This window comes from Streptomyces sp. NPDC002926 (genome assembly GCF_053591755.1).
Genome location: NZ_JBSFUK010000007.1, coordinates 42,300 through 67,125 on the forward strand (window position 1 = coordinate 42,300; position 24,826 = coordinate 67,125).

At 69.9% G+C, this 24,826-nt stretch carries 25 protein-coding genes; 15 read left to right on the forward strand and 10 right to left on the reverse strand.

Features of this window, described 5'->3' with window-relative positions; translation table 11 throughout:
- Positions 1–369 precede the first annotated feature (369 nt).
- From ACWDZ6_RS14995 to ygfZ, 3 genes are all read left to right on the forward strand, one after another.
- Complete coding sequence (locus ACWDZ6_RS14995; RefSeq protein ID WP_366734175.1) at positions 370–942, forward strand: FABP family protein; 573 nt, start codon at positions 370–372, stop codon at positions 940–942.
- Positions 943–1,108: 166 nt separating this feature from the next.
- A complete protein-coding gene (locus ACWDZ6_RS15000) occupies positions 1,109–1,546 on the forward strand; it encodes a Fur family transcriptional regulator (protein ID WP_451503171.1) in 438 nt (145 codons plus the stop codon).
- Between the two features lie 9 nt (positions 1,547–1,555).
- Positions 1,556–2,521, forward strand: a complete 966-nt coding sequence (gene ygfZ / locus ACWDZ6_RS15005; RefSeq protein WP_451503172.1) for a CAF17-like 4Fe-4S cluster assembly/insertion protein YgfZ — start codon at positions 1,556–1,558, stop codon at positions 2,519–2,521.
- Positions 2,522–2,650: 129 nt separating this feature from the next.
- Here ygfZ and dtd read toward each other — a convergent pair whose 3' ends face one another.
- Complete coding sequence (gene dtd / locus ACWDZ6_RS15010) at positions 2,651–3,076, reverse strand: D-aminoacyl-tRNA deacylase (protein ID WP_351446909.1); 426 nt, start codon at positions 3,074–3,076, stop codon at positions 2,651–2,653.
- Between the two features lie 117 nt (positions 3,077–3,193).
- Here dtd and ACWDZ6_RS15015 point away from each other — a divergent pair, with 117 nt between their 5' ends.
- From ACWDZ6_RS15015 to ACWDZ6_RS15025, 3 genes are all read left to right on the forward strand, one after another.
- Positions 3,194–3,916 (forward strand): RsiG family protein, encoded by a 723-nt coding sequence (locus tag ACWDZ6_RS15015; RefSeq protein ID WP_451503173.1) that lies wholly within the window; start codon positions 3,194–3,196, stop codon positions 3,914–3,916.
- A 43-nt stretch (positions 3,917–3,959) separates the two neighbouring features.
- A complete protein-coding gene (locus ACWDZ6_RS15020) occupies positions 3,960–4,919 on the forward strand; it encodes an asparaginase (RefSeq protein WP_451503174.1) in 960 nt (319 codons plus the stop codon).
- Between the two features lie 63 nt (positions 4,920–4,982).
- Entirely contained in the window at positions 4,983–6,227 is a 1,245-nt protein-coding gene (locus tag ACWDZ6_RS15025) for a GNAT family N-acetyltransferase (protein ID WP_451503175.1), read from the forward strand.
- A gap of 47 nt (positions 6,228–6,274) precedes the next feature.
- Here ACWDZ6_RS15025 and ACWDZ6_RS15030 read toward each other — a convergent pair whose 3' ends face one another.
- Complete coding sequence (locus tag ACWDZ6_RS15030; protein ID WP_351446897.1) at positions 6,275–6,442, reverse strand: hypothetical protein; 168 nt, start codon at positions 6,440–6,442, stop codon at positions 6,275–6,277.
- A 252-nt stretch (positions 6,443–6,694) separates the two neighbouring features.
- Between ACWDZ6_RS15030 and ACWDZ6_RS15035 the strand changes: the two genes are divergently transcribed.
- The 3 genes from ACWDZ6_RS15035 to ACWDZ6_RS15045 all read left to right on the forward strand — a co-directional run bounded on the left by ACWDZ6_RS15035 (position 6,695) and on the right by ACWDZ6_RS15045 (position 9,964).
- Entirely contained in the window at positions 6,695–7,678 is a 984-nt protein-coding gene (locus tag ACWDZ6_RS15035) for a GntR family transcriptional regulator (protein WP_451503176.1), read from the forward strand.
- Between the two features lie 294 nt (positions 7,679–7,972).
- On the forward strand, positions 7,973–8,689 hold the full coding sequence (locus ACWDZ6_RS15040) for an HAD family hydrolase (RefSeq protein WP_451503177.1): 717 nt from the start codon (positions 7,973–7,975) through the stop codon (positions 8,687–8,689).
- A gap of 219 nt (positions 8,690–8,908) precedes the next feature.
- Positions 8,909–9,964: a phosphotransferase gene (locus ACWDZ6_RS15045; protein ID WP_451503178.1), complete on the forward strand. Its 1,056-nt coding sequence runs from the start codon at positions 8,909–8,911 to the stop codon at positions 9,962–9,964.
- Positions 9,965–10,063: 99 nt separating this feature from the next.
- On the opposite strand, the gene ACWDZ6_RS15050 is transcribed toward ACWDZ6_RS15045, so the two are convergent.
- From ACWDZ6_RS15050 to ACWDZ6_RS15065, 4 genes are all read right to left on the reverse strand, one after another.
- A complete protein-coding gene (locus ACWDZ6_RS15050) occupies positions 10,064–11,035 on the reverse strand; it encodes a zinc-binding dehydrogenase (RefSeq protein WP_451503179.1) in 972 nt (323 codons plus the stop codon).
- A 199-nt stretch (positions 11,036–11,234) separates the two neighbouring features.
- Positions 11,235–11,741 (reverse strand): DinB family protein, encoded by a 507-nt coding sequence (locus ACWDZ6_RS15055; protein WP_451503180.1) that lies wholly within the window; start codon positions 11,739–11,741, stop codon positions 11,235–11,237.
- Positions 11,742–11,895: 154 nt separating this feature from the next.
- Positions 11,896–12,843: a helix-turn-helix transcriptional regulator gene (locus tag ACWDZ6_RS15060; RefSeq protein ID WP_451503181.1), complete on the reverse strand. Its 948-nt coding sequence runs from the start codon at positions 12,841–12,843 to the stop codon at positions 11,896–11,898.
- A gap of 257 nt (positions 12,844–13,100) precedes the next feature.
- Positions 13,101–13,967: an oxidoreductase gene (locus tag ACWDZ6_RS15065; protein WP_451503182.1), complete on the reverse strand. Its 867-nt coding sequence runs from the start codon at positions 13,965–13,967 to the stop codon at positions 13,101–13,103.
- A gap of 132 nt (positions 13,968–14,099) precedes the next feature.
- Here ACWDZ6_RS15065 and ACWDZ6_RS15070 point away from each other — a divergent pair, with 132 nt between their 5' ends.
- From ACWDZ6_RS15070 to ACWDZ6_RS15080, 3 genes are all read left to right on the forward strand, one after another.
- The gene (locus tag ACWDZ6_RS15070; RefSeq protein ID WP_326650842.1) at positions 14,100–14,552 is read left to right on the forward strand and encodes a helix-turn-helix domain-containing protein; all 453 of its coding nucleotides are present in this window, start codon (positions 14,100–14,102) and stop codon (positions 14,550–14,552) included.
- 25 nt (positions 14,553–14,577) lie between these two features.
- Entirely contained in the window at positions 14,578–15,171 is a 594-nt protein-coding gene (locus tag ACWDZ6_RS15075) for a hypothetical protein (RefSeq protein ID WP_451503183.1), read from the forward strand.
- A gap of 126 nt (positions 15,172–15,297) precedes the next feature.
- Positions 15,298–15,639, forward strand: a complete 342-nt coding sequence (locus ACWDZ6_RS15080) for a DUF2516 family protein (protein ID WP_351446870.1) — start codon at positions 15,298–15,300, stop codon at positions 15,637–15,639.
- 31 nt (positions 15,640–15,670) lie between these two features.
- On the opposite strand, the gene ACWDZ6_RS15085 is transcribed toward ACWDZ6_RS15080, so the two are convergent.
- The 3 genes from ACWDZ6_RS15085 to ACWDZ6_RS15095 all read right to left on the reverse strand — a co-directional run bounded on the left by ACWDZ6_RS15085 (position 15,671) and on the right by ACWDZ6_RS15095 (position 19,222).
- Complete coding sequence (locus ACWDZ6_RS15085) at positions 15,671–16,933, reverse strand: PP2C family protein-serine/threonine phosphatase (RefSeq protein ID WP_451503184.1); 1,263 nt, start codon at positions 16,931–16,933, stop codon at positions 15,671–15,673.
- A 235-nt stretch (positions 16,934–17,168) separates the two neighbouring features.
- Entirely contained in the window at positions 17,169–18,239 is a 1,071-nt protein-coding gene (locus tag ACWDZ6_RS15090) for an NlpC/P60 family protein (protein ID WP_451503185.1), read from the reverse strand.
- Positions 18,240–18,439: 200 nt separating this feature from the next.
- A complete protein-coding gene (locus ACWDZ6_RS15095; RefSeq protein ID WP_451503186.1) occupies positions 18,440–19,222 on the reverse strand; it encodes a class I SAM-dependent methyltransferase in 783 nt (260 codons plus the stop codon).
- Positions 19,223–19,382: 160 nt separating this feature from the next.
- On the opposite strand from ACWDZ6_RS15095, the gene mshA reads away from it, so the two are divergent.
- The 3 genes from mshA (at position 19,383) to ACWDZ6_RS15110 (ending at position 23,042) form a co-directional block, all read left to right on the forward strand.
- Positions 19,383–20,723, forward strand: a complete 1,341-nt coding sequence (gene mshA, locus ACWDZ6_RS15100; protein WP_451503187.1) for a D-inositol-3-phosphate glycosyltransferase — start codon at positions 19,383–19,385, stop codon at positions 20,721–20,723.
- Positions 20,716–21,204, forward strand: coding sequence for a YbjN domain-containing protein (locus ACWDZ6_RS15105; protein ID WP_451503188.1), 489 nt, complete (start codon positions 20,716–20,718; stop codon positions 21,202–21,204). The genes mshA and ACWDZ6_RS15105 overlap by 8 nt, the downstream gene beginning before the upstream one ends.
- 164 nt (positions 21,205–21,368) lie before the next feature.
- On the forward strand, positions 21,369–23,042 hold the full coding sequence (locus ACWDZ6_RS15110; RefSeq protein WP_451503189.1) for a glycosyl hydrolase family 28-related protein: 1,674 nt from the start codon (positions 21,369–21,371) through the stop codon (positions 23,040–23,042).
- A gap of 283 nt (positions 23,043–23,325) precedes the next feature.
- Here the strand turns inward: ACWDZ6_RS15110 and ACWDZ6_RS15115 are convergent, their stop codons facing one another.
- Entirely contained in the window at positions 23,326–24,681 is a 1,356-nt protein-coding gene (locus ACWDZ6_RS15115; RefSeq protein WP_451503190.1) for an MDR family MFS transporter, read from the reverse strand.
- Between the last annotated feature and the right edge of the window lie 145 nt (positions 24,682–24,826).

Consider the following 24,826-nt stretch of genomic DNA (forward strand, 5'->3'; position numbering starts at 1 on the left):
TCCGCCGCATCGCCGCGTGCGACACGGCAGCGCCGAATCGTCCCGTCGAGCAAGGGCGGGCCCGGCGTCCCCATCCAGCCGGATGGTGTTCCACGGCACCAACTGCCCGGGCAGACCCCGCGTGCCGCCACCTCGCGGAGATCTCCGTGACCCCACCCATTAGGCTGGGACCCGGCCCTTACCGCCCACACCGCACATCCGAGGAGCACCCCGTGCTTGAGGCATTCTTCGAAGCCCTGCTGGTCCTGGTCTGCGTCGGCGTCGCCGCCTTCGCCGGTCTGACCGTGAAGAAGCTCTACCAGGGCCAGCGTTAGTCAGCGCCGCTCCGCGCCCGTCACCCCGTATCTCTACAGATCGCCAGAGCTCCTCATGATCGAGATTCCGTCCGACCTGAACCCGGGCCTCGTCCCCCTCGCCTTCCTCCTCGGTACCTGGGAGGGTGCGGGTGTTTCCGACTTCCCCGGCGCCGAGAAGTGCAACTTCGGCCAGGAAGTCACCTTCAGCCACGACGGCCGGGACTTCGTCGAGTACGTCTCGCACACCTGGGTCCTCGACGCCGAGGGCAAGAAGGTCCGTCCGCTGGAGTCCGAGACCGGCTACTGGCGTATCGACTCCGACCGCAAGGTCGAGGTCGTCATGGCCCGTGACCAGGGCATCGTCGAGATCTGGTACGGCGAGCTCGCCGACCAGAAGCCGCAGATCGACCTGGTGACGGACGCGGTCGCGCGCACCGGGGCCTCGGGGCCGTACAACGGTGGCAAGCGGCTCTACGGCTATGTGAAGGGCGACCTGATGTGGGTGGGCGAGAAGTCCACTCCGGAGGTCCCGCTGCGCCCGTACATGTCGGCGCATCTGAAGAAGGTCGTCTCGCCGGAGCAGGTCGAGGAGTGGGCCAAGGACCTCGGAGATCTCCCGGACGACGGCATCGCGTTCTTCAAGTAGCCCGCCGGGCCTGGTTCGAGACCATGTGCGGCCGCTGATCACCGGCGCCGCGGCGACGGGTCCGGTGCTCGCGGCGGCGGACCGCCGTTCGCCGCCGCGCCGCCCGCCGCGGGATCAAGGCCGACAACCGCTCCCCGCGGCCGAAGCGCCTGCCTACACTGGGTGCGTGGTGAGCACCGACTGGAAAAGCGATCTGCGGCAGCGCGGCTACCGGCTGACGCCGCAGCGCCAGCTTGTCCTCGAAGCCGTCGACACGCTCGAGCACGCGACGCCCGACGAGATCCTCTCCGAGGTGCGCAAGACCGCCTCCGGCGTGAACATCTCCACCGTCTACCGGACCCTGGAGCTCCTCGAGGAGCTCGGCCTGGTCTCCCACGCCCACCTCGGCCACGGCGCGCCGACGTACCACCTCGCCGACCGGCACCACCACATCCACCTGGTCTGCCGGGACTGTACGAATGTGATCGAGGCGGATGTCACCGTCGCCGCCGAGTTCACTTCCAAGCTCCGCGAGACCTTCGGTTTCGAGACGGACATGAAGCACTTCGCGATCTTCGGCCGCTGCAAGAAGTGCACTGCTGAGGCCTCGACCACCGGGTCGTAGGCTTAGCGCATGAAGAGCCCTCTGCTGTCCCTGCCCGGTGCGGTCGCCGCCGAAGGCCATGACGAAGGCGTCGCCGCGCACTACGGCGATCTGTTCCGCGAGCAGCGCGCCCTCGCGGGCGGCACCGGCCTCGTCGATCTCTCGCACCGCGGCGTCGTCACCGTCACCGGCGACGACCGCCTGAGCTGGCTGCATCTGCTGCTCACCCAGCATGTGAGCGAGCTCCCGGCCGGCCAGGCGACCGAGGCGCTGATCCTCTCCGCGCACGGCCATATCGAGCACGCCCTGTATCTCGTCGACGACGGCGAGACGGTCTGGGTGCATGTCGAGCCGGGCACACAGCAGGAACTCATCGCGTACCTGGAGTCGATGAAGTTCTTCTACCGGGTCGAAGTCGCCGACCGCACCGAGGAGTTCGCGGTCGTCCACCTGCCCGCGGGCTCCATCGCCGAAGTGCCCGACGGCGTTGTCGTACGGGAGACCCCGCACGGTCGCGATCTGTTCCTGCCGCGCTCCGGCCTCGAGGCGTACGCCGCCGCGAACGGCCCGGCCGCCGGGATCCTGGCGTACGAGGCACTGCGCGTCGAGACCCACCGCCCGCGCCTCGGCTTCGAGACCGACCACCGCACCATCCCGCACGAGCTGGGCTGGATCGGCAGCGCGGTCCATCTGCAGAAGGGCTGCTACCGCGGCCAGGAGACCGTCGCGCGTGTCCACAACCTGGGGAAGCCGCCGCGCAGGCTGGTCTTCCTGCACCTCGACGGCAGTGAGGTGCACCTGCCGGGCCACGGCACTCCGGTGCGACTGGCTGCGGACGGGGAGGAGGGCCGCCAGCTGGGCTTCATCACTACCTCCGCCCGTCATCACGAGCTCGGTCCGATCGCGCTCGCGCTGGTCAAGCGCAATGTGCCGGTGGACGCGGAGCTGCTGGCGGGCGACACGGCGGCCGCGCAGGAGCTCGTGGTCGAGCCGTAGCTCCTCGGACCTCGGCGAGTACCGAGGCCTCGGCGAGTGCCGGGACCTCGGTGAGCAGCGGGACCTCGGCGAGTGCCAAGACCTCGGCGAGTACCGAGGCCTTGATCAGACCTGGACCGCGCTCAGTGCTCAGACCTCGATCAGCACGGTGAACGGGCCGTGATTGGTGAGCGAGACGCGCATGTCCGCCCCGAACCGGCCCGTCTCCACCCGCGCCCCCAGCGCCCGCAGCTGCGCCACCACCTCGTCGACCAGCGGTTCGGCCACATCGCCGGGGGCAGCGGCGTTCCAGGTGGGGCGGCGGCCCTTGCGGGCGTCCCCGTAGAGAGTGAACTGCGAAATCACCAGCAAGGGCGCGTTCACGTCGGAACAGGACTTCTCGGCCTCCAGGATCCGGACCGACCAGAGCTTGCGGGCCAGCTGCGCCGCCTTCTCCTCGGTGTCCTCGTGGGTCACTCCCACCAGCACACACAGCCCTTCGCCAACGATCTCGCCGACCGTCTCGCCCGCCACGACGACGCTCGCGCCGTCGACCCTCTGCACCACTGCACGCATACAGACCAACCTATCTGGGGCTGAACGGGTGCAGAGCACCTGCGTCGGGACCTTCCGGAGTGGCACCATGCACGGAGGCGGTGCAGCCGCATCGGTCGAGGGGACGGACATACGCACATGAGCACATCTGGCGCCGGACAGTCGTCCGGTCCCGTATCGCTTCCCACACCGCTGCCCGCAGCGCATCCACCGCCGCTTTCCGTTCCGACCTGTGCCGGCCGCCCACGTGCCGCGCGACCGCCCCAGCAGCGTTCCGGGGATGCCGTGCCTGAGCCCCCGCAGTGTTCCGGGGATGCCGTGCCTGACCCCTCGCAGTGTTCCGGGGACGCTGTGCCGGAGCCCCCGCAGTACGATCTCGCGGCACTGCTCCTGCCTGAGCTGCGGATTCTCCGCCGCGACTCGCATCGCGACGAGGCGGACCTCAGTTATGTGCGGCGGCTGCTCCAGGGCCGCATCGACATCCTGCGGGCCGAGCTGGCGCGGCGTACGGACCCTCGGACGCCGGTCGTCCCGGAGACCACCGTCGTGGACCGGCTGTCGAAGATCCTGGCCGACGCCCCCTCGCGGCACCGCTCGTCGGCCCGGCACGTGACGCTCTCCACACCGCACAGCGAGGAGTACCGTCGGCTGGCCGCCGACATGCTCTCCGAGGTCGAGCTCTCCGACCTCGACGCCCGTACGGACGAGGAGCTGCACGCGGCCATGGGCAGGCTGATCCGCTACGAGCAGCAGGTCTCGCACAGCCGTCAGCTGCTGCAGCGCACGGCGGACGATTGCAGTGCCGAGATCGCCCGCAGGTACCGTGAAGGCGAAGCACAAGTAGACGACCTGCTCACCTGAAGCGATCCTTCCGGGAGCGGGCTCACGCCCCGGAAGGCCCACGATGAGCACCTCCACCACTGCCATACCCCCGGTCCTCGCCGAAGTCGTTCGTTCCGGCTTTGTCGAGGGCCGTCACCGGGGGTCGCTCGTCGTCCTGGCGGCGGACGGCAGTGTGGAATTCGCGCTCGGGGACCCGTCAGTACCGGTCTTCCCGCGCTCCAGCAACAAGCCGATGCAGGCCGCGGCGGTACTGCGCGCCGGGCTCGACATCGCAGGGGAGCGGCTGGCGCTGGCCGCCGCGAGCCACTCGGGAGAGGGCTTCCACCTCGATCTCGTACGGAAGATGCTCGCCGAGCACACGCTGGCGGCCGATGAGCTGCAGACGCCGCCGGACCTGCCGCTGGACCCGGCCGAGGCCGAGACGTATCTCGCGACGGGCCAGGTCCGTGACAAGGTCACGATGAACTGCTCTGGCAAGCACGCGGCGATGCTGGCGGCCTGCGCGCTGAACGGCTGGGACAGGACGAACTACCTGGACCCCGGACATCCGCTGCAGCAGCTGGTCCACGACGTGGTCGAGGACGTGTCCGGCGAGCGGGTCACGGCGGTCGGCACGGACGGCTGCGGCGCTCCGCTGATGGCGATCAGCCTGACCGGACTGGCCCGCGCCTTCCGCCACTTCGTACTCGCCGAGCAGGGTTCGGCCGAGCGCCGGGTCGCGGACGCGATGCGCGCCCACCCCGAGTACGTCGCCGGTACGCGCCGCCCCGACACCTGGCTGATGCGCGAGGTGCCGGGCACGTTGTCGAAGATGGGTGCGGAGGCGGTCCAGGCGGTGGCGCTCGCGGACGGCCGTGCGCTGGCCTTCAAGGTGGACGACGGCTCGACGCGTGCGCTGGGCCCGGTGCTGGCCCGTGGCCTCGAGCTGCTGGGTGTGGACGCCGGTGTGGTGGCGCGGATCGGGCACACGCCGCTGCTGGGCGGCGGCATGGAGGTCGGCGAGATCCGGTCGGCGTTCTGAGTCGCGCGGGGCTGCCGGAAACCCGGATGCGCGCAGCTCGGCGTTCGGCCTAGCGTGAGACACATGAGTGTCGAAACCCGCCCTGTCACCGAGTCAGAATTCGCCGACTGGCTACGGGCGTTGTCCACCGGATTCCTGAGGCCGCCGGTGTTCTCCGAGGAGGAGATCGCCGAACGCCTGGCGCACACCGATCTCTCGCGGGTCCGCGGTGCCTTCGACAACGGACGCTGCGTGGCGACGTTCCGCTCCTTCGCCCAGCAGCTCACCGCGGTGGGCGGGGCCGCCCTTCCGGCGAGCGCGGTCTCCAATGTCACCGTCTCGCCCACGCACCGCCGGCGCGGCCTGCTCAGCGGGATGATGACCGCGGACCTGGCGGAGGCCAAGGAGCGCGGGGACGTCGTATCCACGCTGATCGCCGCGGAGTACCCGATCTACGGCCGGTACGGCTACGGTCCGGCCACCTCGATCACCGAGTGGGCGGTCGACGTCCCGCGCACCGGCCTGGACCCGCGCTGGTCGGGCCCGGACGGCGGCGGCCGGATCGACCTGGTCGACGGGACGGACGTACGCAAGCTCGGCCCGGAACTGCACGCACGGCTCGCGGCCCGGCAGCCGGGCGCGGTGAACCGCGACGAGCGCTGGTGGCAGGTCAACACGGGCCAGGCGGCGCTGGCGGGCGACCCCTGGACGGAGCGGTTCTACGCGGTCTACCGCTCGTCGGCCGGCGAGGCCGAGGGACTGCTCGCCTACCGGGCTGACGACAAGTGGGGCGACGCCAAGCAGCCGCTGAACACGGCGACGGTCCGGGACATGATCGCGCTGACGCCGGCGGCGGAGCGTGCGCTGTGGCACTACGTGTGCTCGGTGGACTGGATCACCACGGTCAAGTCGGGCTACCGCGCCCCGGACGACCTGCTCCCGCTGCTGCTCCCGGATCCGCGCGCGGCGAGGATCCTGACGCAGGCGGACTTCTTGTGGGTGCGGATCCTGGATGTCGTACGGGCCCTGGAGGCGCGTACGTACGGGACGGCCGCGACCCTGGTCCTGGACATCCGCGACACGGCGGGCCTGGCGGCCGGCCGCTTCCGCCTGGACGCGTCGCCGGAGGGGGCAGTGTGTGTTCCGTCGAGGGAGTCGCCCGATCTGACGCTGGATGTACGGGAGCTGGGCGCGCTGTACCTGGGTGACGAGTCGGCGGTACGGCTGGCGGCGCTGGGCCTGGTGGAGGAGGGGACGCCGGGGGCGGCGGGGACGGTTGACGCGCTGTTCCGGACGTCGAGGCGGCCTTGGTGCCCGGACATCTTCTGACTCCTGCGCTGTGATGCCCGGGCGGGTGGCGGAGGCTCGGCGGCCTGTCAGGTGCCGGCGGTCATGGCCGGAGCCACCAGCAGAACGCCGCCGATGCCTGCGCAGGTGGGGTTCTCGGCCTTCACTCCGATGGTCAGGAGGGTGAGTCCCAGCGCGGCCATGAAGCCGAACCGCCACTGCACGTACTGCTCGAAGACAAGGGTGAAGAGGGGCATTGGTGGTCACTCCTTCAGGGGGGAGGGGCGCCGGTGCCCGCACACCGTTGTGCGGCTGGGACGAGATGCAGCCTCGTTCTGAGCTCCAACTGCCATACAAATTCAACCGGTTGACCTGATGGATTAATGCCCGCCTGGGGTATGTCCGTAAACTTGTATGGTCATTCGGTTGTCTCGCTGAGTCGGGGGTCCTAGTTGTTCGGTTGTGTGGGGCATCTCTGCTTTGCCGTAGGGGAGTTGTAAGGTTGTGGGGTGACGAGCCATGGGTCTGCCCCGAGAGAGACCACGTACAGGTACAGGTGGGTCGCGGACGAGCTGCGCAAGGAGATCAACGACGGAACTCGTAGGCCGGGGGAGCGCCTGCCCACGCAGGGTGAACTGGCCACGCAGTACCAGGTCTCCCGTGCCACCGTGATTCAGGCGCTGGACCTGCTGCGGGAAATGGGGCTGATCGTCACCCGCCAGGGCAGTGGGACGTTTGTGAACGCCGAGCGGGATGCGCCGGTGGTGACGGCCGACGGTGGCGGCCACGGTGAGGATGCCTGGCCCGTCGCCTCGGAGCGCGTGCCTCCGGCACGCGTTGCCGTGCCCCCGTCCGAAGAGGTCTCGGCCCCCGGCGAGCCCCAGCAGACCGCCGCCACGCTCGGGACCCGCGTCATGGAGGCGTTCGAAGCGCCCAACGTTCGTATCGATGCGATCTGTCTGACGTCGGAGTCCCTCAACCTGGCACTCGCCGAGCCGTTGCAGGCCATTCGCTCGGATCAGATCAGGCCCGAGACGGTGAAGGTCCGGGTGATGGTGCCCTCACGAGACCTGGAGCTCGCCTTTCCCCGGCCGACCGAGGAGGAATCCGGCGACGGGCGGCTGGTGCACGAGCACTGGCTGTCGTTGCGCAACAGCCACGGCGCCGTCCTGCGGCAGAGCCTGCGCGCCCTGCGCAGCACCCGCGGCATCGATGTCGAGGTGACGCTGAAGGCTTTGCCCTTCACCCCGCCCGTGAAGCTCTATCTGCTGAACGGATGCAAGGCATTCTTCGCGTTCTACCAGATCAAGAAGCGTGAAGAGCAGATCGACGACACACCCATGGAGATCTACGACGCGCTCGGCAGCGATTCGATGCTTTTCCCCTTCGAACGGGGCGAAGGGACCTGGGACGAGGCGTTTGTGACCCAGGCGCAGGAGTGGTTCGACGGTCTGTGGGGCACGCTCGCCAAGGGGATCACCCTCGGGAGCTGACCAGCCACCGGTTCCGGAGGAGGAGCACCAGGAGGATCGGGGCGCCGCACAGCGTGCCGGTACGCCGAGGTTCCGGGCGGGCCGAACGGACCACCACCGTGAACAGCGGTGAAGCAGCCATCGGTCGCCACTGGACGACCTGGGGGAGCCACTTCACCGCAAACGGAGCCAGGGCTCTCGGTCACGCCGACATGGCCGCACCTCCCCAACCACGCAGTCGGCCAAGGCAGTTGCGGGCAAGATGGCATGTGAAGGCACCGGAACCGTGTTCTCGGCCCCGACGGACGGAGCGATGTGACTGAACCGCGCGCGACCGATCTGCGCGACCTCCTCGCCGCCGTCAAGTGCGTGCTCCTCGACTTCGACGGCCCCATGTGCCAGCTCTTCGCCAGGCACACGGCCCCTGCGGTCGCCACCGAACTCAGGGACTGGATCCAGCACCGCTTCCACGACGAGGTGCCGGTGCCCGAGGGCTCCGCCGACGATCCGCATGCCATCCTGAGCGCGGCCGCCGACAGACACCGGGGCAGCGAACTGGTGGGGCACCTGGAGGAGCTGCTCACCGCCGAGGAGCTCCGTGCCTCGGTGACAGCGCACCCGACCAAGGATGCGAACAGGCTGATACGCCGGCTCAGCGCGGTGGGTTTCCGGCTGGCCATAACGACGAACAACTCTGCGAGCGCCGTACGGAGCTATCTCGACCGTGAGGGGCTCACGGACTTCTTCGGTGAGCATGTGCACGGCCGTATGCCCGACCCGCGACTGCTCAAGCCGAATCCGGACTGCCTGAGGCGGGCTCTGGAGACCACGGGCTCGACAGCGGAGGAATCCCTGATGATCGGGGATTCGCCCGCGGACTACGAGGCAGCCAGGGAGCTCGGGGTCCGCTTTCTCGGTTACGCGCGTAACCAGGCGAAGCGGCGACGGCTGGAGGCTGTCGGGGAAATGCCGAAAGTCTCCTCGCTCGGGCAACTGCTCGACGCCGTCGAGCCGGGCCTCAGGGTGGAGTGACGGCGAGGTGTGCCTGTTGCGTGGGAATCGGATCACCGGCGCGATGGACCTTGCCGGTGATCTCTCCCCGGAATCTCCCGCCTCCACCCCGGCGGGAGCGGTAACTTCCTCAGTCAGTTCCTGATCCGGGCGGACTACCGAGGGCACGCGTACATGACAGTCGAGGCGGCATCCGAGGCTCGCCGGCAAGCGGCCGGGCTGAGCCGGGACGATCGGTTCGTGGAGGGGCCCCTCAAGGGCTACCACCATGAGACGTACGCCTTCCCGCTGCCCGCCGAGAATCCGCTGGCCACACGCTTCGAGCGAGGCAAACTACGGTCGCCGCGCGAGGAACTGCTCTGGTTCGACCGTCGGTGTTTCGCCTCGGAGGACCGGCTCCTCATCGCGCTGCGCGGCCGGATCGCCCGTATCCCGGAGTGCTTCGAGGTCGCGGAGAGCGTCTGTCTGCAGGGGTTCATCGAAGGGCGGACGCTCTCCAGCAGGCCGCTCTCGGACCGTCATCTCCATCAACTCGGCCGACTGTTCGAAGAGCTGGTGGCGGTCAAGGCGGATGAACTCGACATACGACGGAACGCCGCCGCCGACGGTCGGTCGACGGGCACCGAGACGGACAGCGACGCCGAGACGGACAGCGACGCCGACTCGGGCGCTTTCCTGCGCGGGCTCATCCGCTTCACTGAAGAGCAGGTGTACGGCGAGAACGCCGGCCGGTTCGGGACGCTCTTTAATGAACTCGGCGTCCCTGAAAACGCGTTGGAGGAGCTGAAGAGTGCGACGGTGAGACTCGCACCGCGCCCCTTCGCTCTCATCCATGGCGACCTTCACCGGGAGAACTTCATCGTCGATCCCGCGGGCGACCTGTGGACGATCGACTGGGAGCTCGCCGCGATCGGTGATCCGCTGTACGACCTGGCGACGCACCTCCATTTGATGCGCTACTCGCAGAAGGAGGAAGGCCGGGTCAGGGAAGTGTGGCGGGCGGCTGTGGAGAGGGTGCGGCCCGGCAGTTCCGACGGATGGGAGCAAGACCTTCCGGTGCTGCTCTCGTACAAGCGGGCACAGTCCGTCTACACGGATGTGATCCGTACGGCTGTGGCCCTGGGTTCCGGCCCGAAGCAGAACTGGCGGTTGCTGCCCCGGGCCGCCTGGCGGATCCATCTCGTCCTCAAGGCGGCTGCCGAGCCGCTGGGTCTGCCCGAAGTGCCCACGCTCCGGCAGGTCATGGCCGCGTATCTGCGGTGGCTCCGTGCGTACCCAGGCCGTACGGACCCTTAGCGGCACCCCCGACGGCGTGAGCGCCACCGCCGGGATCCCCTCGTCCCACAACAGCGCCGTCCACGGCTCCGCCTCACTCCGCCCCCGACCCCACCGCACTCACATCGTCAGCAGCACCTTCCCCCGCAGCGTCCGTGCCTCGATCGCCTCATGGGCCTCCGCCGCGCGCGTCAGCGGGAACGTGCCGCCGATCACCGGTCGCAGCCGGCCCGCGGCCGCCTCTTCCAGTGCCTTCGCCGCCAGGCGCACGTACTCCTCGTCCGAGAGCTGTACGTCCCCGATGCCGAGCAGCTTGATCCCACGGCGCTCCGCCTCCGCCGCATCCACCGGAGCGAAGCCGCCCGTCGGCGCCCCGTGCGCCGAGAAGATCCCGCCGTCCGCCGTCAGCGCGAAGGCAGCCAGGCCCGGAGCGCCGCCGACTCCGTCGAGCACCACATCCGCGCCGGCCGGGCCCAGCGCCGCGCGGGTCTGTGCGACCCAGTCGTCCCGGGTCGCGTCCACGACCACGTCCGCACCCAACTCCCGTACCAGGGACGTCTTCCGCTCACCCCGGGCCACCCCCGTCACTTCCGCCCCGGCGGCCTTCGCCAGCTGCACAAGCAGAGTGCCCATGCCGCCCGACGCGCCCAGGATCAGCACCCGCTCGCCCGCGCCCAGGCCGGTGGACTCCAAAAGCGCGCAGGCCGTGACGCCGTCGTGGACCAGGGCGGCGGCCTCCTGCAGTCCGAGGCCGTCGGGGACAGGGACCAGCTTGGCCACGGGGGCCACGGCCTGCTCGGCGTAGCCGCCGGTGAAGCCGAGGGCGGTGATGACCCGGCGGCCGATCCACGCCTCGTCCACCCCCTGGCCGACCGCGCGCACCGTACCTGCGATGCCGCCGCCCGGCACATACGGTGGCTGGACCGCGAAGTGCTCGCCGAACGCGCCGGACCGCACCTGCGTCTCCACGAAGATCGTGTCCACCGCGGAGACAGCCACGACCGCCTCACCCGGACCCGCCACTGGATCCGGGACCTCCGCCGTGACCAGAACCTCAGGGCCGCCGAATTCCTTCACCTGTGCCACGCGCATGCCGTCCACTCCCCAACTCGATAGCTTGCGAGAAGTCTGGAACCTCAACTGCGATTGAGGTCAACTCCGGCTCATACGCTTCGGAGTCAGTGGAGGTGAGATGGACCTGGGGAGTGCCGACCCTCGTCCGCTGCCGCTGCCGCTGCCGCTGCCGCTGCCGCTGGAGCTGGAGCTCGAGCGCGTCAGGACACCGTAGGAACTAGGCTCCCACCGTGCCGTCGATCCCCTCGCGGAGAAAGTCGGCGTGGCCGTTGTGCCGGGCGTACTCGTGGATCATGTGCAGCATCACCAGCCGGAGTGACACGTCCTCGCCCCACTTGGCCTGATAGCCGGTCACATCGAGGGACTCGGCCTGCTCCTCGATCCGGCGTGAGTGCTCGATCTCCGTCTGCCAGGCTTCGAAAGCCTCGGAGCGCGTGGACTCGCTCGCGTCGTACGCCTCCTGGAAATCGCCCTTGTCCGACCAGACGTGCGGGATGTCCTCCCCGTTGATCACTCGGCGGAACCAGGCGCGCTCCACCTCGGCCATGTGCCGTACCAGGCCGAGCAGGGAGAGCGTCGAGGGTGGCATGGACTGGCGGCGCAGCTCCTCGTCGGAGAGGCCGTCGGCCTTCATGGCGAGGGTGGCGCGGTGGTAGTCGAGGAAGGCGCGCAGCGTTTCGCGCTCGCCTCCGGTCAGGGGCGGGCCTATGCGTTCGACGGTCACTGTGCATTCCTCTCGGCGGTGCGGCGGTGCGGCGGTGCGATGGTTCGGCGGTCCTGATCCGATCCTCCCGCATACTCCGCGTTCCGCACGACGGCCCTGCACGCCCCCGCCACCACCGCGACCACCAAGTGAGCGTCTACTCCCCTGGGGCGAGTCACTGCCCGTAGACGGCGGTGAGTTCGGCCGCCAGTTGCGCGAGCCGCTCCCTGGCCTCCGGCGGGTCCAGGACCTCGACGCGCGCGCCCAGCCCCGCCAGCTGCGCCGCCACGATCTCCGGTGACGGGCCGTCGATCTCGATCTCCAGCCGGCCGTCGGCAAGGGGCGACCCGGCGATCCGCAGCCGCCCGCCGAACAGCCCCTGCAGGACCGGCTCGGCGCCCCTCTCCGCCCGGGCGCGTACCGTCGCCGCGAGCATGCGGTCCTCCATTCCCGAGGCGAGGGAGCGCCAGGCCGTGGGCAGGTCGAAGCCGTCCGGGCGGACGACCGGTTCGCCGGTCGGGGTGACCGAGATGACGCGGCTGAGGCGGAAGGTCCGCAGGCCCTGGGCCGTACCCGCGACGAGATAGCGGACGCCCGCCTTGGACGCGAGGCCGAGCGGATGGACCGTACGCTCGCCCGCGGGCCTGCCCGGGCGGGCGTATCCGAGGCGGATCTGCGTGCCTTCCACCACCGCCCTCTGGAGCGCGTCGAGATGGGGTGCCGAGGCGGTGACGGGGGAGCGCGACCAGTCGGTGTCGTCTGTGACACCGGCGTTCGCGGCGGCCTCCGCACCGGACCGCAGTGTCGACGGCAGCGCCCGTACCAGCTTGCGCAGCGCCGTCCGTAGTTCGGGCGTGGCGGACGACGGTCCCGCGAGCAGGAACAGTGCCCGGATCTCGTCGGCGGTGAGCCCGGTGAGGTCGGTCCGGGCCCCGCCGACCAGTGACCAGCCGCCGCCGCGGCCGCGCTGCGAGTACACGGGTATGCCGGCGGTCGCGAGCGCCTCAAGGTCGCGCCGGGCGGTGCGTTCGGACACTTCCAGCTCCGCGGCCACCTCGGTCACGGTCACCCGTCCCCGCGTCTGCAGGAACAGCAGGGTCGCCACCAGACGATCAGCTCTCACAGCAGATCATTCTGCCTCGGAAACCGGTCAGGATATGGCCAGTTCGGTCTCCGTGAATGTCGGACGGACCGCTCGCGCAGGCAGGCTTTCGCCACCGCCCGCGAGCAGATGACGGCCGTCTCACGGCGACCTTCGGGGGCTGGGGCCGAGCCGAGGCGCGGGCGCGGGCACAGATGGTGCGGATCGAGCCGGAAGCCCGTGGTGGACTGCACTGTCACCGTCCTGGGCGAGCCGACGGCCGAGCGGCGGCGGGCTTCCTACCGGCCGATGGAGTCGAGCTGCGCGACCGCATCGGCCGGGAGTTCGAGGCCCGCCGCGGCGATGTTCTCGCGAAGGTGGGCCACGGACGAAGTGCCCGGGATGAGGACAGTCGTAGCGGATCGCTGAAGCAGCCAGGCAAGGGCGACCTGCTGCGGCGAGGCTTCGAGGCGGGCGGCGACGCCGGTGAGGGTCTCGGACTGGAGCGGGCTGAAGCCGCCGAGCGGGAAGAACGCGGCGAAAGCGATGTTCTCCGCCTCGCACCGGTCGACGAGGTCGTCGTCCTTCCGCGCGGCGAGGTTGTAGAGGTTCTGCACGGTGACGACGGGCGCGATGGTCTGCGCCTCGGTCAGTTGCGCCGAGGAGATGCCGCTGAGCCCGAGATGACGGATGAGCCCTTGCTGCCGGAGCACTGCCAGCGCGCCGAACGGCTCCGCGATGGACTCGTCGGAGTCGCCCTCGAAGGAGCCGAGGCGGAGGTTGACGACGTCGAGAGCGTCGAGGCCGAGGTGCCGCAGGTTCTCGCGAACCTGGGCTTGGAGATCGTCGGGCTCCAGCGACGGGTTCCAGGAGCCGTCGTCGCCGCGCCGGGCGCCGACCTTGGTGACGATGCGGAGATCCGCGGGGTAGGGGTGCAGGGCTCCCTTGATGATCTCGTTCACGACCACGGGGCCGTAGTAGTCGCTGGTGTCGATGTGGGTGACGCCGAGGTCGACCGCCTCGCGGAGTACCGCTACGGCCCGGTCACGGTCCTTGGGCGGACCGAGGACGCCGGGGCCGGCCAGCTGCATGGCGCCGTAGCCCATGCGGCTGATGGTGAGGTCGTCCGCGAGCGTGAGGGTGCCGCCGGGGGCAGAGCTGGTCATTTTCTCCCTTTCGTCACTGATCGGGCGCGTGACGTTGTCCCGGTCCGCCCGATGGGTAGCCGCCATGTTGCGTGGAACACTATTGCAAGCATGTGCTTGCAATAGTTAGCACCGGCAGTGCACTATCGGGGCATGGCATCACTCAACGTCGGCAATCTCGGTGAGTATCTGCGTGAGCAGCGGCGCACAGCGCAGCTCTCGCTGCGGCAGCTCGCCGACGCCGCCGGGGTGTCCAATCCGTATCTGAGTCAGATCGAGCGCGGTCTGCGCAAGCCGAGCGCGGAAGTTCTGCAGCAGGTTGCCAAGGCGCTGCGGATCTCCGCCGAGACGCTGTACGTGCGGGCCGGGATCCTTGACGAGCGGGAGCGGGAGGAGCTGGAGACGCGTGCCGTCATCCTCGCCGACCCCTCGATCAACGAGCGGCAGAAGCAGGTGCTGCTGCAGATCTACGAGTCCTTCCGCAAGGAGAACGGGTTCGAGAACACCGACTCCACGGACATCATGGACTCCACGGACACCATGGACACCGCCGCTGAAGGCCCCCGCACGGCCGACGGCAGTGATGCCGACCAACCCTCAAACTGATCTGCGATCCGGGAGGACCACAGTCATGGCCATCACCGATGACCTGCGTAAGACCCTCACCGACCCGACTCCCCTCTACTTCGCGGCCGGAACCGCCGACCTCGCCGTCCAGCAGGCGAAGAAGGTTCCCGCGCTGATCGAGCAGCTCAAGGCCGAGGCCCCGAGCCGTATCGACGCCGTGCGCAACGCCGACCCCAAGGCCGTTCAGGAGAAGGTGACCAGCCAGGCCAAGGAGGCCCAGGCCACCGTGCAGGCCAAGGTCACCGAGGTGCTCGAGACCCTGGACACCGATCTGAAGAAGTTCGGCGAGACCGCTCAGGACCTGGCGCTGCGTGGTGTCGGTGTGGCTGCCGAGTACGCGGTCAAGGCCCGTGAGACGTACGAGAAGGTCGCCGAGCAGGGCGAGCAGGTCGTGAAGTCGTGGCGCGGCGAGGCGGCCGAGGAGATCGCCGAGATCGCCGTCGCCGTCGAGCCGAACGCCGACAAGCCCGCGGCCCAGGCCACCGGGAAGACCGAGGTGAAGGCCGAGGCCAAGAAGCCCGCTCCGGCGGCCGCCCGCAAGGTCCCGGCGCGCAAGACGACGGCGACGAAGAAGCCCTCGCCGCAGTCCGCCAAGTAACACCTGGTAACGCGTACGAGAGGACGGGCCGGGCACCATTGGGGTGTCCGGCTCGTTCTCCCGGTACCTCGGGCCCGGTACCTTGGCCGCGAGGCGCTACAAATCACTGATGAGGCGGTGCTCAGCATGTTGCGTGCGGGATTCGACTTCGGGCTCTGGCTCGTGCTCGACCTTGTCTTCCTCGGCACGTCGGTGACCGCGCTGATCATGGCGGCCATGGCCCGCGACGACGCCTACCGCGCCGCCGACAAGCAGAAGAAGTCCTTCTGGCTGATCATCCTCGGCATCACGGTCGCGGTGAACCTCTTCGTCTCCGTGCTGTTCCTGTCGATCGCCGGACTGATCGCTTCGATCGTCTTCTTCGTGGACGTGCGGCCCGCCCTCAAGCAGGTCTCCGGCAAGGGTGGCCGCCGCGGTGGCGGCTCCAGCAGCGACGGCCCGTACGGTCCGTACAACGGCGGACGGTAGACCCCGGCAGCCCGCAGGCCCCGCCCGCGGGCTACCTGCGGGCCCCGTGCCTGCTCAGCAGCAGCACCGCCACATCGTCGGTCAGTTCTCCGCCGTTGAGATCGCGGACCTCCGAGACCGCCGCCTCCAGCAGTGACTCGCCCTCGAGGCCCGCCGCCAACTGCCGGTTGATCATCTCGACCATCCCGTCCTGGCCCAGTCGCTGCTTCGCGTCCGGTCCCCGGCGGCCCTCGATCAGCCCGTCCGTGTACATCATCAGGCTCCACGCGGCGCCCAGCTCCACCTGGCGGCGCGGCCAGCGGGCGCGCGGCAGCAGGCCGAGCGCCGGGCCGTTGTCGTCGTACGGAAGCAGCTGCGCCGGCCGCCCGTGCCGGGCGATCAGCGGCGCCGGGTGGCCCGCCAGGCAGAGGCCGGCCCGCCGGCCGTCCGGCGCGATGTCGACCGTGCAGAGCGTCGCGAAGATCTCCTCGCTCTCCCGCTCGTGCTCCAGCACCTGCTGCAGCGTGGAGAGCAGCTCGTCCCCGCACAGGCCCGCGAAGGTCAGCGCCCGCCAGGCGATACGCAGCTCGACGCCGAGTGCCGCCTCGTCAGGGCCGTGGCCGCAGACGTCACCGATCATCGCGTGGACCGTGCCGTCCGCGGTGCGGACCGTGTCGTAGAAGTCTCCACCGAGCAGCGCCCGCGAGCGTCCGGGCCGGTAGCGCGCGGCGAACCGCAGATCCGAGCCCTGGAGCAGGGGAGTGGGCAGCAGACCGCGTTCCAGCCGGGCGTTCTCCTGGGCGCGGAGCCTCGACTCGGCCAGCTTCACCTGGGCCGTGTCGGCGCGTTTGCGCTCGACGGCGTACCGGATGGCGCGGCTCAGCAGCCGTCCGTCGAGCTCGTCGCGGAAGAGATGGTCCTGTGCCCCCACCCGTACCGCCTCCGCCGCGCGCTCCGCGTCGCCCGAGGTGGTCAGGGCGAGGACGGCGTGGCGCGGCGCGAGGCGCAGGACGTGCTTGAGCGGGGCGAGCTCCTCCTCGCCGGGTCCGGGCAGGGCGAGGTCGACGAGGATGCAGTGGACGTCGTCCGTGAGCAGCCGCTCCGCCTCGGTCAGGTTGCGGGCGCTGCGGATCCGGATCCTGACCCGGGTGCCGGCCGCGTCGAGCAGCTCGGGGACGGTGAAGGTACCCGCCGGGTCGTCCTCGATCACCAGAAGCGTGAGGTCGCCGCCGCTGGAGCTGCCGGCGGCGCAGGCGCTCCCACGGTCGGTCTCCGCGACGGGGACACCCCTCTGTCGCGGTACGGGTACGGGCATCGTTCCTGGTTTCCTTCCCTCCCCCCGAGGGCGCGGTGCAGCGACGATCGACGCCTCACCAGACCGGGACCATAGCGGTACCGGGTGTCGGAGCGGAATGGTGAAGTGTGAAGAGCCACTGTCATATGCCGCGCATGGGGAGGTACTTGCTCAAGAGGCCATGACGAACATCACGCGTTCGTCACCCCCCTGACGTATTTCTTTACGTGTCACTCATCCGAGTTACTCATGTGTGTCACTTGTCCGGGCGTACGACTCCGAGGATCGCCATCGAACCAGCGCCCGTAATCGTCACATTCCTCCCGGGTCGCGGCGCATGGACGATCGCTCCGTCGCCGATGTACATCCCCACATGGCTCGCGTCCGCGTGGTAGATGATCAGGTCGCCGGGCCGCAAGTCCTTGATCTCGATCCGCGGCAGCAGCCGCCACTGCTCCTGCGAGGTGCGCGGGATGCCCTTCCCCGCCGCCGACCACGCCTGTGACGTCAGCCCCGAGCAGTCGTACGACCCCGGGCCCTCCGCTCCCCACACATACGGCTTGCCGATCTGCGCCGTCGCGAACCGGACCGCCTTCTTGCCCTGCGGGCTCGCGCTGCGGCTGATCTCCTTCAGTACGCCCGAACTCAGCCAGGCCGTCTGTGCCTTGTACTCGGCGTTCCGCTCCAACTGGAGGAGCCGCTCCCGCTGCTCCTTCTCCAGCTTGTCCTCTATCTTCTTGGCCGCGGCGATCTGGGAGTTGATCTCCTTCTTGGCCTTGGCCTGCTTGACGCGGTTGGCCTCGAGCTTCCGCCACTGGGCGCTCGCGTCCTTGGTGTACGCCGCCAAGTCGGCCTGTGTCCTGGTCAGTTCGCCGAGGAGGTCCCTGGTGGCCTTCTGGCCCTGCTGGATCCGGCCCGCTCCGTCCAGGAACAGCTGCGGATCGTCGGTGAGCACCAGCCGCGCCTCGGGCGGCAGTCCGCCGTCGCGGTACTGGGCGCGGGCGGCGGCGCCCGCGCGGTTCTTGAGGTCGTCGATCCGGGCCTGTCCCTTGACGATCTCCTGCGCGAGTTTGACGATCTCGGCCGACTGCTTGTCGGCCTGCTCCTCGGCGAGGTTGTACGCGTCGGTCGCGGACGCGGCCTTGCGGTAGAGGGCTTCGATCTCCTGACGCACTTCCTCCAGCGACTTCTTGGGTGCGTCCTCGGCGGCGCCCGCCCTGCTTGCCGGCGGCGGCTCGGGGGCCGCGAAAGCCTGGCCGGTTGACGCCGGCACGGTCAGTGCGCAGACCAGAGTGATCGCGGCAGTGGCACAGCGGCGTCGGTTCACGACTCCCCCTTCGGGCTCCGGGCGAACGCCAGTAGGCCTGAATATGATTTACCGTCAGTAACTTACGGGCGACGTCGCGATGGTGCCACGACGTCCGCAAAAGCGACAGGGACGACGGGTGCCGATCTGCCGACTGGTGGATCAATCCCACTCGTCAGGGACGAACAACGGGCCCTCCGCGTTCCCTCGTTCGCGCCTGTTCATACGGAATTGGGGGCGAGTGCCGCCCAGTTCACCGTGACTTCCCCTTGCCGCCACCGCCGAGGGCCGTCCGCCAGCGGCCAGTCGACCGCCATGTCCCGTACGGCTCTGATCCAGCGCTGCCGGGCGCCCAACGAGGCGTACGGAGCGGCTGCCGCCCACGCCCGGTCGAAGTCCCGCAGGAAGGCGTGCACCGGCTCGCCCGGCACATTGCGGTGGATCAACGCCTTCGGCAACCGTTCCGCCAGATCGGACGGACGCCGCAGGGAGCCGAGCCGGGTGGCGAAGGTGAGCGTGCGCGGGCCTTCCGGGCCGAGCGCGACCCAGACGTGCCGCCGCCCGATCTCGTCGCAGGTGCCCTCGACCAGCAGCCCGTCGGGCGCGAGGCGCGCTCGGAGCCGCGCCCAGACCGCGGCGACCTCGCCCTCGTCGTACTGGCGCAGCACATTCGCCGCCCGGATGAGCGCGGGCCGCCGCTCCAGCGGGACCTCGAAGCCACCGTGCCGGAAGCTGAGCCCCTCGCGCTCGTACGGCTTCGCGGCGGCCACCCGTGCCGGGTCGATCTCGATCCCGACGACCTGGCAGCGGGGCTCGGCCCTGCGGAGCCGCTGCATCAGCTCCAGCGCGGTCCAGGGGGCGGCCCCGTACCCGAGATCGACGGCGACGGGCGCGTCGCCGCGGCGCAGCGCCGGTCCGTGCGTCGCGGCGATCCAGCGGTCCATACGCCGCAGCCGGTTGGGGTTGGTCGTCCCGCGGGTCGCGGTGCCGACGGGACGAGTCATGAAAGTGAGGGTATGCGGTCGTGACACGGCTTCCGGACGGTAATGATTTGGCAAAGCGAAGGGGGGCTGGAAATGGAAGCCGAGAGTCCGCTGTTGTGAGGCTTTGGTGGCTGCTATCGCCCCGCAGCCTGCCGTGCCCGCAGCGAGGAGGAACGCCGACGTGAGCCAGTACGTCTCCCGCCTCGGCGGCAGCCTGGTGGCACCGCGGATCCGGTTCCCCGGCGGTCATCGCAAGCCGCGCAGGGTCGCCATGCTCAGCGTCCACACGTCCCCGCTGCATCAGCCGGGGACGGGCGACGCCGGCGGCATGAATGTCTACATCGTCGAACTCGCCAAGCGGCTCGCCGCCATCAATATCGAGGTCGAGATCTTCACCCGGGCGACCGCGGGCGGGCTGCCGCCGGTCGTGGAGCTGTCTCCCGGCGTGCTCGTACGGCATGTCGACGCAGGGCCCTACGAGGGCCTCGCCAAGGAAGACCTCCCGGCCCAGCTGTGTGCCTTCACGCACGGTGTGATGCAGGCCTGGGCCGGCCACCGCCCGGGCCACTACGACCTCGTCCACTCCCACTACTGGCTCTCCGGCCATGTCGGATGGCTCGCCGCCGAGCGGTGGGGCGTCCCGCTCGTCCACGCCATGCACACCATGGCCAAGGTCAAGAACGCCGCGCTCGCCGATGGCGACTCCCCCGAGCCGCCGTCCCGAGTCATCGGCGAGACCCAGATAGTGCGCGCCGCGGACCGGTTGATCGCCAACACCGCGGAGGAGGCCGACGAACTCGTCCGCTTCTACGACGCCGATCCGGCGAAGGTCGCCGTCGTCCACCCCGGCGTGAACCTGGAACGCTTCCGGCCCGCGGACGGCCGCGCCGCCGCCCGGGCCCGCCTCGGGCTGCCGCAGGACGCGTTCATCCCGCTCTTCGCGGGCCGCATCCAGCCGCTGAAGGCCCCCGACATCCTGCTCCGCGCCGTGGCGCTGCTGCTGGACCGCGACCCCTCCCTGCGCTCCCGGCTCTTCGTGCCGATAGTCGGCGGCCCGAGCGGCAGCGGCCTCGCCAAGCCCGAAGGCCTGCAGAAACTGGTCGCCCGCCTCGGCATCGCGGACGTCGTCCACTTCCAGCCGCCCGTCGGCCAGGACCTCCTCGCGGACTGGTTCCGGGCCGCGTCCACGCTGGTCATGCCCTCGTACAGCGAATCCTTCGGCCTGGTCGCGATCGAGGCCCAGGCGACGGGCACGCCCGTGGTTGCCGCGGAGGTCGGCGGCCTCCCGGTGGCGGTCCGCGACGAGCTGACCGGCCTCCTGGTCCCGGGCCACGACCCGCAGGACTACGCGGCCGCGCTGCACCGTCTGCTGGTCGATCCGGCCCTGTCCGCCCGGATGGGCGCGACGGCGGCCCGCCACGCGAAGTCCTTCGGCTGGGACACGGCGGCGTCGGCGACGGCGGATGTCTACACGGCGGCGATGTACGAACACCGCCGCCGGGTACGCTCGCACCATGGCTGACGTACGGCAGGCTGCCCAGGTCATCGAGCAGACGCTCAAGGACGCGGAACTCGAGTGGGAGAGCCGGGAGCCCGGCTCGTACGTGGTCAAACTCCCTGGCACGCGCAAGCTGTCGACGACGTGCTCGCTGCTCGTCGGCAAGCACTCGCTGTCGATCAACGCGTTCGTGGTCCGACACCCGGACGAGAACGACGCGGTGGTCCACCGCTGGCTGCTGGAGCGCAATCTGCGCCTGTACGGCGTGAGTTACGCGATCGACCGCCTCGGCGACATCTACCTGGTGGGCAGGCTCCCGCTCTCCGTGGTCACCCCGGAGGAACTGGACCGCCTCCTCGGCGCGGTCCTTGAGGCGGCGGACGGCGCTTTCAACACGCTGCTGGAGATGGGGTTCGCGAGCGCGATCCGCAAGGAGTACGCGTGGCGGGTGTCGCGGGGAGAGTCGACCCGGAACCTGGATGCGTTCACCAACCTGACCAAGTAGGGGGTTGCCCGGTCATGCGGTGAGGGTGGGTGCGCCCGGCAGGACTCCCCATCTCGGCCCCGGCGCAAGGCCCCGTACGACCCCTTTCCGCGGGCTCGGGCTCATGGCATGCTCACTGCGGACGTTCATATGAACGTCGTTCACATACGTGGGAGGGTGGGCTCATGGAGACCGGTCGACGCGCCATCAGCAGACGGACTCTGCTCGGCAGTGCCACAGCCGTCGCGGCCACCTGCGTCGTCGGCACGCGCACCGCCGTCGCCGCCCCCGCGCCCGCCACCCCCTCTCCCCTCTGGGCCGAGTTCCGTCGAAACCCCTACAGCCACCCGCAGATCCCCTTCGTAGGCCGGGCAGGTCAACGAGCCGGAGCCCGCCGCTTCCCCCGACGCCCCGTCGTCGCCAACGTCCTTGCCCACGGCGCCGAACCGGACGGCTCCGCCGACTCCGCCCCCGCGATCAACCGTGCCGTCGCCGCTGTGGGCGAGCGCGGCGGCGGCACGGTCCTCATCCCCGCCGGCACCTACCGCATCGACGACCTGATCCGCATCGGCCACAGCGACGTCGTACTCCAAGGCGCCGGCAGCACCCGCACCAAGCTCTGCGCCACCAAGAACCTCACCGAACTCATCGGTGTGTACGGCAGCCGCTACGGCGGCGACAAGTCGTCCTGGTCCTGGGCCGGTGGTCTCATCTGGCTCTGTCCGAAGGGCCGTTGGGACAGCCTCACCACCGCCATCAAGGCCAAGGCGTGGCCCTTCGAAGGCTGGACCGGCAACAAGCGCGACGAGTGGCGCACCCTCGCCACCGTCAGGCCCGCCGAGCGAGGCGACCGGTCCGTCACCGTCACCGACGCCTCACGTCTCCGCCGCGGACAGCTCGTCCTGCTCCGCCTCGCGGACGACGCCGGCCACACCCTCCTGGAGCACATGGCAGGCGGCGGCGCGGGTCCCGAGGGGTACGTCTGGGACGACAAGACCAAGCTGACCAGTTACGTCCCCTACGAATGGCCCGTACGCATCACGGCCGTCAAACGGAACAAGGTCACCTTCGAACGGCCGCTGCCTCTCGACGTACGCCCTGAATGGGACCCGAGGATCACCACTCTCGTCACTCCGCTCACCGGCTCCGGTGTCGAAGGGCTCACCCTCGAAGCCATGGAGACCCCGCAGTCCCAGCACCTCCTCGACAAGGGCTACAACGGCGTCACTTTCCAGTGCGCGTACGACTGCTGGGCCGACGACATCACCGTCCGCCACGTCGACAACGGCTTCGGCCTGGTAGCCGCCTCCGCATGCACCCTGCGCGGCACCCGCGTCGAGGGCCGCGGCTCCCACCACCCGTACTTCTGCCGCGAGGGCTCGCACGACAATCTCATCGAGGACTTCACCATCGCCCGGCGCACCGTCCCGGCCCCCGCCAACACCCAGCTCCACGGCATCAATGTGGAGGGCCTGTCCAGCTACAACGTCTGGTCGCGCGGGAACATGGAGATGGGCACCTTCGACACGCACCGCGGTATGCCGTTCGCCAACGTCCGCACCGAGATCACGGTGGACAACAACGGCCGCCACGGCGGCGACGCGAGCGCGGGACCGCTGTACGGAGCCCGGTTCACCCACTGGAACGTCACCGTCACCAACGAGCGCGCGGGCCTGATCAGGATCGACCGGATCGCCCCGTACAGCGCGACCGTCGCCATCAGCACGGTCCGTGAGTTCGACCAGATCGACGTACCGGACTTCAGCGGGCCGCTCGGCTCGCGCATCGAGGCGTACGGACAGCCGGGCGGGGTGTGTCCGGGCAATCTGTACGAGGCCCAGCGGGCGCTGCTCGCCTGACCGCCCGCGCCTGGCCGGCCCGCGTCCGACCGCCGCTCACCTGACGGCCGCGGCCCGGAACATCGCCGAGTCCGTCACCGGCAATCCGGACGCCCAGGAGCACAGCGGCTCCGGCCCGATCGCGACGACGATACGCGCCTCGATGAACGCGATCCGGCTGGACTTCGCCGAGGCCGGCCAATGGGTCTTCTACGGGATGGCGGGCGCGCCGGCGGTGGCGTTCCCCTGCTCGCTCGCCCGGGCACCCGGGTGACGGAGGAATCGCCGGATCCGGCGGCTGCTCCTACGGGACGGACGCAGGCGGACTGACCACTCCGGCGGCGGGCACGGGCCCGACGGCATCCGCCGGGCCGTCCTCGATCCGCCGGACCGGGGCGATCCGCTCGGCCGGCGCGTCCGCGCCCGTCGCTCCCGTCGCTCCCGTCGCGCTCTCCGCGGGCAGGTTCCGCATCAGCAGCCAGTACCCGAGCCCCGCCACCGTCCCCAGCACCGCGCACATCCCCCACAGCCACTCCGCGCCGTACCGGTCGATGACGAAACCGGACATCAGCGGGGCGATGAGCGCCGCCACCGACCAGGACAGCGTGTGCATCCCCTGGTAGCGGCCACGTCCGTGCAGCGGCGAGAGCCGCACGACAAGCCCGGTCTGGGTCGGCGCGTTGATGATCTCGGCCAGCGTCCACACGCAGACGGTCAGCGCGTACACGGCGATCGACCCGGCGAAAGCGGTGAGCCCGAAGCCGTACCCCGCGAGCACCGCGGAAATGATCAGCAGCCGGCGCGGGTCGCGGTGCTCGATGAAGCGGGTGACCGGGATCTGCAGGGCCACGATCAGTACGCCGTTGACCGCGATCGCCATGCCGAAGTCGGAGCTGCTGAAGCCGTCCGCGCCCATCGCCAGCGGCAGTCCCACATGCCCCTGCATAAAGATCAGCGCGATCAGGAACGACAGCCCGACGACGCTCATGAACCGCCCGTCGCGCAGCACGGTCCCCATGCTCACCTCGGGCTCGGCGGGCTCGTCCGCGGTGGCCTTCGCCCGTTGTGGCCGTGACTCCGGCAGCTTGACGAAGACGACGACCGCGCAGATCAGTGTCATCACGGCCTCGCCGAGGAAGCCGGCGAGATAGCTGTACTCGGCGATGAAGCCCGCGCCCGCGGAGGAGACGGCGAACCCGAGGTTGATCGCCCAGTAGTTCAGCGAGAAGGCCCGCACCCGGTCCTCGGGACGGACGATGTCGGCCATCATCGCCTGCACGGCGGGCCGGGACGCGTTGGACGCCATACCCACCAGGAAGGCGACGGCCGCGATGGCCACCGGGTGCTGCACAAAGCCGAGCAGCGCCACGGACGCGGCGGTCGAGCTCTGTGCGATCAGCATGGTTGGCCGCCGGCCGAGCCGGTCGGCCATCACACCCGCGCCGAGCGAGGAGACGACACCGCCGAGGCCGTGCAGGGAGGCGACAAGTCCCGCGTACGAGGGTGAGTAGCCCCGTTCCAGGGTCAGGTACAGCGCCATGAACGTCGCGACGAAGGCGCCGAGCCGGTTGACCAGAGTGCTTGTCCACAGCCACCAGAACTCACGGGGCAGCCCCGAGACGCTCTCGCTCGCGGCACGTCTCAGACCGGCGACGGACATGCGGATTCCCCCCGGGTGTAAGTGGCTTGGCAGGCATCCGCACATTACAAGCGTGACGCTCGGCGTCGCCAGTCAATTGACGCCGACCGTCAATCGAGTCCGCTCCGCGGGCAGCCGAGCAGCACGGGGAAGACGTCTATTAGGC